The sequence below is a fragment of the Okeania sp. SIO3B5 genome, assembly GCF_010692555.1.
GTDB lineage: Bacteria > Cyanobacteriota > Cyanobacteriia > Cyanobacteriales > Microcoleaceae > Okeania.
The window spans coordinates 1-11,980 of record NZ_JAAHHG010000303.1; the positions used below are offsets into that span (position 1 = coordinate 1).

General features: G+C 36.6%; 8 protein-coding genes. 2 read left to right on the plus strand and 6 right to left on the minus strand.

Annotation, left to right across the window (positions count from 1 at the left end):
- Positions 1-185: hypothetical protein (locus F6K54_RS29345; protein ID WP_293085678.1), on the plus strand; the 185-nt coding region annotated here is incomplete at its 5' end.
- A 452-nt stretch (positions 186-637) separates the two neighbouring features.
- On the opposite strand, the gene F6K54_RS29350 is transcribed toward F6K54_RS29345, so the two are convergent.
- The 6 genes from F6K54_RS29350 to F6K54_RS29375 all read right to left on the minus strand — a co-directional run bounded on the left by F6K54_RS29350 (position 638) and on the right by F6K54_RS29375 (position 9,424).
- Positions 638-4,093, minus strand: coding sequence for a molecular chaperone (locus tag F6K54_RS29350; RefSeq protein ID WP_293085679.1), 3,456 nt, complete (start codon positions 4,091-4,093; stop codon positions 638-640).
- A gap of 52 nt (positions 4,094-4,145) precedes the next feature.
- Positions 4,146-4,466 carry a DUF5615 family PIN-like protein gene (locus F6K54_RS29355; protein WP_366558265.1) on the minus strand — a complete coding sequence of 107 codons (321 nt, stop codon included), beginning with the start codon at positions 4,464-4,466 and terminating at the stop codon, positions 4,146-4,148.
- Between the two features lie 67 nt (positions 4,467-4,533).
- On the minus strand, positions 4,534-4,749 hold the full coding sequence (locus F6K54_RS29360; RefSeq protein WP_293085682.1) for a DUF433 domain-containing protein: 216 nt from the start codon (positions 4,747-4,749) through the stop codon (positions 4,534-4,536).
- Positions 4,750-4,842: 93 nt separating this feature from the next.
- Positions 4,843-7,401, minus strand: a complete 2,559-nt coding sequence (locus tag F6K54_RS29365; protein WP_293085684.1) for a dynamin family protein — start codon at positions 7,399-7,401, stop codon at positions 4,843-4,845.
- A 377-nt stretch (positions 7,402-7,778) separates the two neighbouring features.
- A complete protein-coding gene (locus F6K54_RS29370; RefSeq protein WP_293085687.1) occupies positions 7,779-8,222 on the minus strand; it encodes a hypothetical protein in 444 nt (147 codons plus the stop codon).
- A 215-nt stretch (positions 8,223-8,437) separates the two neighbouring features.
- Complete coding sequence (locus F6K54_RS29375; protein ID WP_293085690.1) at positions 8,438-9,424, minus strand: hypothetical protein; 987 nt, start codon at positions 9,422-9,424, stop codon at positions 8,438-8,440.
- 353 nt (positions 9,425-9,777) lie between these two features.
- Here F6K54_RS29375 and F6K54_RS29380 point away from each other — a divergent pair.
- On the plus strand, positions 9,778-11,980 hold a 2,203-nt coding region (locus F6K54_RS29380), incomplete at its 3' end, for a dynamin family protein (protein WP_293085693.1).

Sequence of the window (11,980 nt, forward strand, 5' to 3'; positions counted from 1 at the left end):
TAAAAATCAAAAATAAAATCAATTATTACCCAGAAATTATCAATTATTCCCCTCCCCTCCTGGGAGGGGCGAGTGGTGGGTTGGGAGGGGGAGGGGCGATGGGTGGGCTCCCTGTTTCCTCTTTTCTAGAGATGTCTAATAGTTATCAGCAGTTGTGTTTTCAGATACAACGGGTTCCACCTTAGTGAGGTACACTCCGAAGCGAGCAAGATGCTCGCACTGGGAACATTGAATTTTTAATACCTGTACTTCATACTACTTAAAATTTGCTGTAATAGACATCTGGTAAAAATCAAAAATAAAATCAATTATTATCCATAAATTATCAATTATTCCCCTCCCCTCCTGGGAGGGGCTAGGGGTGGGTTCCCTGTTCCCTGTTCCCTCTTTTCTAGAGATATCTAATAGTTATCAACAGTTGCGTTTTCAGATACGACGAGTTCCACCTTAGTGAGGTACACCCCGAAGCGAGCAAGATGCTCGCACTGGGAACATTTCATTTTTAATATCTGTTACTGGGAATTTGCTGTAATTGTCTTAAACAAACGCTGATAACTGATAACTGATAACTGATAACTGAATCTGAGGCACACCCCAAAGCGAGCAAGATGCTCGCACTGGAAACTGATAACTGAACTTAATGTGTTCCCGAAAATGGATTCCGCTTTTCTTCTATCTCATTTGGTTGATATTGTAACTCATCTTCAAAAACATATCCTTTCTGCTTTAGACATTCCGAATTGTTCGATTTCCAATAGGGAATTGTTCCTCCATGTAATCGTAAAATACCCTTGTTATCTAAACTCGCATAATACTCACAAGGATATTCCGTTTGAGTATCAGGTTGCAACTTCCCAATTAGTTCCCACTGATTGGTATTTGGATCGCGGTATTGGAAATAAAAACTATATTCTCCACTCAAAGGAACTGGAGGTAAAGCATCACTAATTATCCCAATTTCTTTAGAATTATTGTCACTATCATATTCAAAAACTTCTACTTTTTGACTATAATCTTTCTCCATATCAAATACAAGTGTATGAGCATCTGTTTTCATTGCTGTTGCTGACTCAGCTACATTCACAGCAATATCGCACTTCACTCGACGTTCAGAAATTAATGGAGAAATTTTGATAACTTCTGCAGCGTTAAGACTGGAAATATTATCAGGAACAGAAATTAAGTAGTGGGGTTTACCTTGACAGAACAATAACTTAATATTTAGTTCTTGGTCAATTTCAAATTCAACTTTGATTTTTTCGTTAAATTCCTCTCCTGTCATTTTCAATTCTGTTGCCAATTTTTGAGCATCATAACTACCCCAAAGTTGTTCTTTCTTATCTTCAAAATCTTTCCGGAATAGAAAAATTGATAATTGCGCTCCATAGGATTCTTCACTGCGTACTCTTGCTACTGACTCTTTGGGGTCAAGTTGATAAAGTGGTTGACCTGCTTTAAAAATAGTTAAGTTACTACTCCCATCTATAGTGCCAAGAGTAAAAGAACATGGCAAAAAATAAAGCAAATTTTTGACATCAATGTAAAGCTGGTTTGCCCCTTTTCTGAGCAAATTCTTAGAAGATTCTGGAGAAAAAATCAATTGTCGTAGTTTCTGTGCATAACACGCTCCTGCTGAAGTTGCTAACTTAGTATATTCTGGGACAAAAGTAATTTTTTCTGAGTTCCAAACAAAACGGTCTGATTTAAACTTATTAAATTCTTGATAAAGTTCCTCTTCCACCAAATAAAGATTGCAGGTTTTTCCAGACAATATCAACCAATCTAATTGTTCTTTTTCAGCAGAATTTTGAAATTCTTCTTGTCTTGATAAACCACTTTCTACCAATCCTTTAGCAATACCAACTGCCTCCTTAATTATAGGTTTAGCGGCTTTTTCCAACTGACTCAAAGTCAAACTTACACTCAAATTATTAACTGCTTCGCTTTGTAGTTGTAGATCGCTTTGTGCCAACAATTCGGCTATTTGCTGTCCCCCTAAAACAAAAGTAGGTTCAACAATTTCATCTGTCTGACCCTTGCCCAATATTGATTTTTTAGCTCCTTCTGCATATTCCCAAAGAGTATAAAATGTTTGCTGACGAGCAGGTGCATTTCCATTTTTCCAACGAGTTGGTAACACTTTCTCCGCAATATTTAAAGCATCCTGATAAGCAACATCAGTTTCAGGATTTTCCTTGTCCACAAAAGCTAATAAATTGCCACTTTGAAACTTCTTTTCATGATCCAGGAATTTTTCATCTAGGTCATCTAACTGAATTCTCAATGTATCTGGTTGAATATTTCCTTCTGTCACCGCAGTCAGCAAACAGTCAGCAATAGCAACCTTGAGCAAATGAAATATTTGCAGGGTGATTAGCTCCCCACCCAAATGTAAATGACCAGAAGAACCTAAAAGTTTGGGAGTCAGTTTATAATAGCGTCCTCCATATCCTGGGTCTTCATCATCCTGGAAAACTTTTACTTCTTCAAGTGTGAAGCGGATTAAAGCTAGATCGGTAGTTCCCCCACCAATATCTAATACCAAAACATTTTGCGTCCATTGGTCTCCATGGCGACGACACCTGGTTTTCAAAGATTCAATCCCTACATTCAAGTCTCCACCAAACTCTCGCCATAGGAAAAAGATAGCTATAGAGACAGCTTCATCATAAGCAATATCGACATTATCAATACCCAGGTTTTCCACCAGTTTTTTGACTTCCTGGCGCACTCTTGGAGGAGATATAGTCGGGTAAGTAATCACTGCTTTGTTAAAGCGACCTTGAGCACATCGTTCTAGGTTGCGATCGCGATAATCTGAAGTTAATTGAATCAGATGACTAAAAGCACCTTGAACCAGTTCTTCTACTTTAATTTTTTTACTGTTGCCATTTAAGGTGACATCAATTGACCGCGAGCTTGGTTGACCTAAATAGCGTTTGGGTGAGTGGTGAAATTTGCCTGTTATGTCTTGGTTTTGAGCCATGGTATTTAATCTGTTTTGTCTAGCTCGTCCTCCCAGAATTACTTTAACTGAATCAGGTTCAAGACTTTCTATTTCTAATTCACTAGGAATTTCACTAAGTTTGCGAATTTCATCAAGTTCTACTGGTATTAAACTTTGCCATTCTAAGGGTGGAACACGAAACACTTTGTGATAAATACGATTAAGTTCCTGACTAGCAGAACGGCGAAACCAGTCTCGACATTGGTATAAACCAAGTTCTATGAGGCGAATTGCTTCTAACAAGTATGTACTACTTGTTCCTAAAAATATTTGGTTTCCTAGATTACTTTGGTTAGTATTATCTACATTTGGCAATTCCTTGCTAATCTCTGCAATTAACTTTTGCCACTCGTTTTCCCACTCTTTTGTAACTACACCAGGTTTAGTATCAATTGGTCTTTCATTTAACCAGTCAGCTAAACTTTTGCGCAACTCCATTTCTTGTTCTCTTGGTAAACTATTTGGAGATACAGTAACTTTAGGATCGAATAAGGTAACAGTTGTATTGCTTGTTCCAAAGTCAATTGCAAACCAACCCGGATAAGATTTTGGTGATTGTTGGGGTAGGGTTGATGAAGGTGATGGAGTCGGAATAGCTAAAGGTGAGGGAGTTGTTGAAATTGCTGAAGGTTCCGGAGTTGGAATTGCTGAAGGTTGCGGGGTTGGAATTGCTGAAGGTGATGGAGTTGAGATTTGGGAGTTAGAGACAATTTGGCACTCAGCAGTCGTTTTTTTGGGTTCTGAAAGGTTGGGATTACCCTCAGCATCAGAGTCAAAATATTCGACTTCTACTGTTAAAGTACAGCTAACATCTGTAGGTAGAGGTTCGTCTAACTGGCAATTATGTTGTCTTAATCTTCGAGGTATTGAAAGTTCAATTGGTTTAGCAGAGGTAACTTCTCTGTAAGCAGACTTGATTTTTGCTGCCAGTTCTGGTGGGTGACCTTCAACAGAGATACTGACACTAGAGATATGGGGAATATTGTTAGATGGAGTTATTTCAATTACAGGCAGTTCTAGTACCTTATCGTCTGTTGATTTGGTACTCAAGAAATAACGAGTTAGTAGCTCAATTTTTACAGCCATGATTTATCTTCCTTTTTATTAGTTTTGTTAACTAGCTATTAGTTTTTCTTATTCAAACAGAGGGACGGCGAATTCTGGTTTGGGTTTTGTCCGCAACCACCAAGCAACCCTGCAAAGTTGCAAGTGGATATTCCTGCACAACTCGCACCAAAATATCAAGCACTGCTTGGCGACTTCTACTACCCGAACGCAAAAGTAAAATACCTGGGTGAGTTCCCGGAGGAAAACGGCGGACATCAGAAAAATCAAGGTCTAGAGTAATAAAAAAGCGTCCTTCAGCACAAATTTGCTGCCATATCACCTCATCATCTTCACCAGATAATCCTTCATAGGAGTCAGGAGTCAGGAGGGAAGAAAGAAGAAGAAAGAACAGGAGAAGAAGGAGAAAGTTTTTTTATCACTAATTATCCGGACATTATATTATATCGTTATTTTTTTGATTAAGTCAATGCTGTCGCCAGTGCCGCAGCATAAGCGATCGCCGCCCGCACATTTTCTAAAGTCAAGGGTGGATATTCTTCAACAATCTCTTCTATTGTCAACCCCTCTGCTAGATTATCTAGAATGACCGAAATCATAATCCGAGTTCCTTTAATACAAGGTTTCCTGTGACAAACTTTAGGATTAAAGTTGACCTGGTCTTGCCAGTTATTCATTTTTGAACCTCTACTACACTTTCAACGACAACTACAAATAAATGTTTGCTACGAATCTCTTTTACCAAATGAACTGTTTCCTAAAAACACCAATCACTTAACTTCAACTGATGCAATTTGCGATAGATTTTGTAACCAGGTTGGAGTTTGAGTTTCTGATTCATCTGCTGCTATATATTTTAGCAATGCTTCTTTTTTGGAAAGTTCTCGTAAATCAGTAATTACTGTATCTAGAATCCCTTTCAAACTCTTATTTACTTTTTTGGTTATCTCCCCAACGTACTCTGCTAGGTGCAATTCCATGCAATCATTAATTTGGTCTCGGAGTCTGAGAACGATAATTTGATGGTTAAATGGTTTGTGAGTAACTCCATCTTTTTTAGGACTCCAGTCAAACACTTGAGATTGATGTTTTTCCTCTGCACGAGCTAGAGGAAACTTATTACTAATATTATCTATGATTGAACTATTGTTTTCAATCTGACTTTCTTCAAAGATCAATGTCTTCCAATTTATGTCTGGGTCCTCAATAAGTGGATCGTTGGCAAGCAAAGAAAGAGTTCCTAAAAGTTCTACTTCTCTGTCACCAAACTTTTCCTCAATTTCCTTTTCTTTTACTTCCTCTTCTTGAGTGCTAGATGGTATAATTTCTTGAAGCTTGTTGCGTTGAGGTTCTAGTTCCCGAGACAATTTTGTTAATAGCTCTGTGAATGCTGATTTGATGCGGTCGCGAGCAAATTTCTCTAGTTCTTGAAGGCTTTTTTCAAAAGCTGGATAGAAATCCTCACTCTTAGTCGGAGTCTTCTTATCCTCATGTTTTTTTTTCTTACGCAAAAGCTTACTAGCTGCACTATTTTCGTCAGCTATAGTTATAGATACTATCCCATTCTTAGTATTATTAAAAAGTAAATTCCACTCATTCCATTCAAAGAATACTTTATTAGTTACTTCCTCCTTTACTACCTCACTAATCTCATCTTGTAATGTTTTCTTATCTAAATCTGTTTTCAAACGATTGTAGACATTGAGAAGTTCTTCAATGATTTGACGCAGTTCAATAAAAGCTTGACTGTCGGAAGTAGGTATATATTCAGGAATTGTCTCTAATATTGCCCTAAGTTCATTTTGCTGTTGTTGGCAAACACGAGCTTGACGACGAGTATCTTCTTCTAGTTGTTTCAGGCCGTAATCTTTTACATGGTCTATAATCAGCGATCGCAACCTCCCCACACCCCCATCATCTACAAAATCACTCAGTTGTCGCTGTAAAATTCCTGCCGAACTAGAATCCAACATTTTACTCAACTGTTCCCATTTGGGAGCTATGTCATCCTGATATTTTTCTAGTTCAAGCATAAATTCTGGAGAACACACTTCCAAAGTAGTCGAACGTTTTGCCAACTCCTTCAAAGCTAACATTTGCGACAATAGTACAACTCTCTCTGCTTTAGTAGTCAAACCTCTAGCACCCGTCATCGTCAACTTAAGAACCTTCAATTCCTCTAGCACATCGTTTTCTTCCAGTAGTGCTAATTCCCCAGCTAAATCTTCTAGAATTTCCTTATCATTCTCCGATAATGGTAGTTGGTTAAAACGACCCACTCCCACTAAAATCCTGTCTTTCAGGTCTTGTACCCCCCGGTCTCGCGCCATCATAGCCTGAATTTTATCAGCAGTATCTCCTCCAGGATGCTGACCATTCAACAAAAGCAGAATTGTTTGAACTTCTTTCAGTTCCCGCAAAGACAGGAAAGCATCTCTCACCCCAGAGTCAGCAGCTCCCAGTCCAGGAAAATCTAGCAAAACAAACTCTTGATTTTCCCCCAGAGCAGATAAATTCCAGATTTGTTTTGACACTTTAACTGTTACATCCACCCGACGAATTAAAGAAAAACTGTTTTGCAGGTCTTGAGCAGATGGTAGGGCAGGATTTGACCAAGGTTGAGGAGAAACGACTAACTCTTCAAAATTGAGTTGGAGAATATCCATTGGTGGGTCTCCTAATTTTAATCCCTCTTTTGCTGTGGCCATATCAACTTGATAGAGGCGATCGCAGATATTTTGGCCATAAACTCTATAGGTAAGCAAAAATCCTACCAGTTCCCGCAGCAAAGAACGTAACTCTTTATTTTGGGTCGTGCCCCAGGTTTGTTTACACCATCCCAGGATGCCGTTAATATCTATATTTGTAGCAGTAAAGTTCTGGAGGGTATCTGAAGATTGTTGGGACCTCTCAGCTGCTACTTGAAGCATATAACCCAGACATTCTTTGACCTCATTGTGAGACAGATATTTAATAGTAAATTCCCCAAATTCTGTCTTGTGCAAGTCTTCTGCCTGAACTGGGTGTAGGTGAATAGCTGTAACGTTCCCTGTGGTAGGAGTTACACTTACTGGTAAACCATCAGCATATCCAATTAAGCTTCCGAGTAATAAAGTTTTCCCACTACTGAATTGTCCCATTACACCAATTTTTACTGGGGAAGAAGCAAGTTCAATAGTTTTTCGGGCTGCTTGTTCAACTTTTTGTAAATTGTTATTAAGCTCTCCGGGTATCCAATCTGGCAGAGGTTGTTGTTGGGATAATGAATCTATCCCTTGGATAATGGAATCTCCATATTCTTTGAGTCGGTGCAGTTGTTCTTGTACCATTGGATAGTTTTTTTGACATATTTTAATACCATTTTCTACTAATTTTATAGAAATCGCAAGTACCCTATATGTATCCACAAATTAGTAGGGCAAGTTTGGTTATTTTGGTTATCTCCTTTAGCAGATCCTTTGCCAGTTTTGCGGATATTTTTATCTGCTATGAAAACTTGTAAAAAATGGAGAGGTAGAGTTTATAGGTAATTAGTAATTGTTAAAGCACTTTCTAATTTAATGAAGTACAAAATTCTGCGGAAGTAGGGAACAGGGGACAGAAAAGAGCGATCGAGAGAACAGTTCCCTGCGATCGCCAGATTTATGATGAGAGGTACAGTAGAAAATTCTTAAAAATAGCGATCGCATATTGCTAGTCACGACAGTTATGGTTTAATCCAACCTTGAAAAGCTGCTACTAAAACATTAGCAATTGGATTATTGAGAGCTTCTTTGAATGTTTGTATTCCTGATGATTTTAATGCTCCTATTACTCGCTGTTTTAATCTGGGATTATTTTCTACAATTTCAACAGCTTGAGCAACAACTGCCATTTTGTCTGCTGTGGTTTCTGTAGAGTTTGATTGTTCTAATTGTTGGAGAAGTTGTTGAATTTCTGCTGCTGTTTCAGCTAAAGTTTTTTTTTGAGCTTCGTTAATATTTCTATTTCTAATGAGTGTATCAGCGTTGATTTTTCCTTTGTTCAAATTTACACCTATATTAGTGTTTTGATTCTCAACTTTTCCTTTGTGAACACCTGTAACAAAACCGCCTTGTTGTTTTATTTGGTCGCCGTATATAGTGGTATTTTTTGAATTATTGTTTTCCATAGTGCTTGTCTCTAGATGTATACTATTTGATTTTCAGTCATATTGTGTTCAGTTGAACAACCATAATCAATTTCTATTTTTCTAACCTGTAGGGAAGTTTCACATAACCTGTCAACATTGTGGGGAATTTAGCGGACAAAATACTGTCCTGGAGAGTTCAATGTCAACATTGAAAACTATACCAATTTTCGTTGGAGGATTCTAGATATCATTCTCTACAGATGTGGTTTCCACACTCTTATAATTTGTTCTTTGTGTACGAAATTGTTTTTAAACATCTCAATTTCTTTAGGAAATGTCAAGTTAGGTATCTTGGTTTCTATAGAGTTGAATTTTTCTAATTTTTGAAAGAATTCCTGCATTTCTGGTGTTGTTTCAGCTAAAGTTTTTTCTTGAGCTTCGTAAATATTTTCAGTTAGTGTATCCGTGTTGATTTTTCCGTTGTTATAACCTACACCTATGTTAGTGTTTTGATGCTCAATTTCTCCTAAACTAATACCTATACCAAAACTGCCATGTTGTTCTATTTGATCGCCATGTATGTTAGTGTTTTCTGAATTATGGCTTGTTATCGTGTTTCCCTCTATATTAAAATGTGTAATGTTTAACTCTCCATTCCTCAGGGAAAATCCCAATGAGAAAGTTGAAAATCCCAATGATAATATTGTTTCTATAGAAGTCTGAGTACTATTTTGAGTTCCATTTTGAGATAGATTACTATTTCCGCTATTGTCATCGTCTGTATCGCTGTCTTCTGAACTAGAATTATTTTGAAGTTGCGGTTGGTTCATATAGGGGGAACCTAAACTATATTGATTGGAATATTCCCAACTGTGTGCATAATTTACCCGTGTACTATTGATAGAGTAAGGGGAAAAGTTGTCCGAATGGTTATCCAGCGCATAATTCAAATCTTGTGTTTCGGTTTCTTGCTGATTGCTAGTAGGGAGGTAGTAACCGTTGTCTTCTCCATAATAAGGATAGTTATAGTTATTATCAAATTTTCCTGTTTCATAATCATTCGACTCATTTGCAAAAGAGTACGGTGACTGATTTTCATCAATATTCTCCGTAGTAGGTATGCCATACTCTGGGCGATCGGGATATCCTGAACTCGGCGAGGATAAATGATCGTTTTGATATGACAAGTGGCTAGAATCATCTAATATTTCATTTGAATATTCATCAGATTGATCAGACATAGAAACTGCATTCTGCAAATTAGGAATATTCATGGTGGTAAAACTCCATATCAAAAATTCTGGCAGGCAAAAATATTTCTGGACTTCTCTGTGCAACTACAGAAAGTTATATCCTTAGGACTTACTCATGGTTCACCTGGAAAACGCTATCCGTAGGGGCAAATGGCATTTGCCCTCACTGGATTTAGTGTCCGTGCGTAAGTCCCGATCCTTTCATACATTTGCCTCTATTGCTTGCTTTAATTATAGTGCTTTGAATTATAAATGGTGGGTTAGTTAAAAAAAGTAACATCTTACCACAATTATCGTTTGCTCTTTGCTAAAATATTGAAATCTTAAGGTTCAGATTTTATATGACTTCCTTAGAGCAACCTTCTACAAATCAAAATGAGAACCACATGAATCCCTTATTAGGATGTTTAGCATATCCTGTGGGTATTGCTGTAAGTAACCTCATAGGAAAATGGGTTGACTACAAAACCATACAACCCCAAGCTCATCGTTTTCGAGAACAGGAACTAGAGACACAACATCAGTTTCGTTTAAAGGAACTAGATGCGCAATATAATCAGTTTCGTGTAAAGGAACTAGAAAAACAATACGAACAGAGCATAACTAAATCTTTTATAGATTCTGAGATTAGAATAAATGAACAACAAATCATTGAACGCTTAAAATCAAGTTATTCTATTTCAATAAAAAAAGCTTTTACAGATTTAGCTAGAGAAGATGCAAATAGTCCCTTTTTTGATGGGATAGAGACAACTCAACAAGTTATAAAGGGGTTGCATGAAAAGACAGGTTTACCAATCATTTTGGTATCTCCTTTTTGGGATGATACTAAACCTAAAGATAAAAATGAACAGGGTGGCTATGTTGATTTTCGCGCCGCTTTTAATACTGCTTATAGTTGGCATAATTTAGCATCTAAACAAGATGGCTATTTTAAGCGACCTTTATATCAAACAGATCGGGATATAAATTACATTTATAGTGTACTTTCTGATGTTCCTATTATCTTAGTACATGGAACAATTCAAGGGGTTCATTCAGCTCAACAATTTGTCCAAAGAATTCACCCTCATGTTACTTTTTGGAATTTATTGCCGGAGCAACAGGATAGTTATACAAGTCTAAATTTAAGGTTTTTCCCTTTTCAACTTCCTATCGGAAACCCTAACAATCCTGATATTTATCGGCAAATGGGTGAATATAGTCTAAATTTGCAAGATACTGTCAGTAAGTATTTAGCTAAAGGCATTGGTTTATTAAGTTCTTTTTATCATTTATATCGTTTTGAAACTCGTCCGAATTTACAACAATTTGACTTAGAAAGTGAAGAGGAACTAGAGATTTTATCACTTCAGGTAAATGAGATTTATGACTTTCTAGCTCAAAAGAACTCTAACAAAGCCAACTATTATAAACTTGAAAAGTCGGTACTATCTTTAGAGCGTAACCTGGACGAAATAAAAGGCCATAAAAAATTAGCTCTTAAAGGCAACTCTAAGGTTAATTTGGAAGCAAGTGAAACTTATTGTTGGTTTGCTGAACGACTAGATAAAATAGCTACAACTATTACTGAATTTGAACAGCAAGAAGGTGTAATTAATTGTCAACCTTTTGTCGCTCCATTACAAGAATCAATCAAAAAACTGCTAGATATAGGTAATCTTAGAATCTTGATTATTGGAGATTTTAATCGTGGTAAGAGTACGATTATTAATGCTTTGTTTGGACAAAATTTGCTACCTACGGGAGTAACTCCTACTACTGCAATTCCTACTTTTATTAAACATGGTGAAAAAGAAAAAGTATTTGTTCGTCATAAAGATGGTTTGACAGAAGAATTGAGTTTAGAAGAATACAAAAAAAGATATAGTTTGAGTTCTAAGCAAGTTAGAGCTAAAGCTAAACAAGGGATATTTAGTCAATGGCTTAATTCTCTAGACTATGCTGAGATTTACTATCCGATTGAATTTTTATCTAGGGGAGTAGAGTTTATTGATACAGCGGGATTAAATCATACAGAAGCACAGAATCAACAAATTTTTGGTTATATTAAGGAGTGTGATGTTATTTTCTTCGTTTTAAGTGCAGATCAATCACTTACTCAAGTAGAGAATAATTATATTAAAAGGCTATTGGGTATTCAAAAGCATATCAATCCCAAAAAAATCAACCAATATTTCACCCCTACAATCACAAAACCTATATTTTATTTAATCAATAAGTGGGAAAATGTTGAAGAATATGAAAAAGAAGAAATCCATGAAGTTTTTGTTGATAAATTCTGCGAATATTTAGATATAAATGAAGGTGAAGCAGAAAAAATATGGGGAGATACAGTGTTTGATGTTTATGCTAAAACAGCTTTAGAAAATTTAGAGCAAGGAAAATCTCTTGATGGTACTGGAATTAAAGAATTTCAAAAACGGCTTGATGATTTTTTAAGTAATGAAGGATTAAAAACTAAATTATTACAAGCTGTTCAAATAGCAGAAATTGTTAAAGCTGAAATTGCTTCAAAAGTCAGTGATAAATTAGTTTCGCATA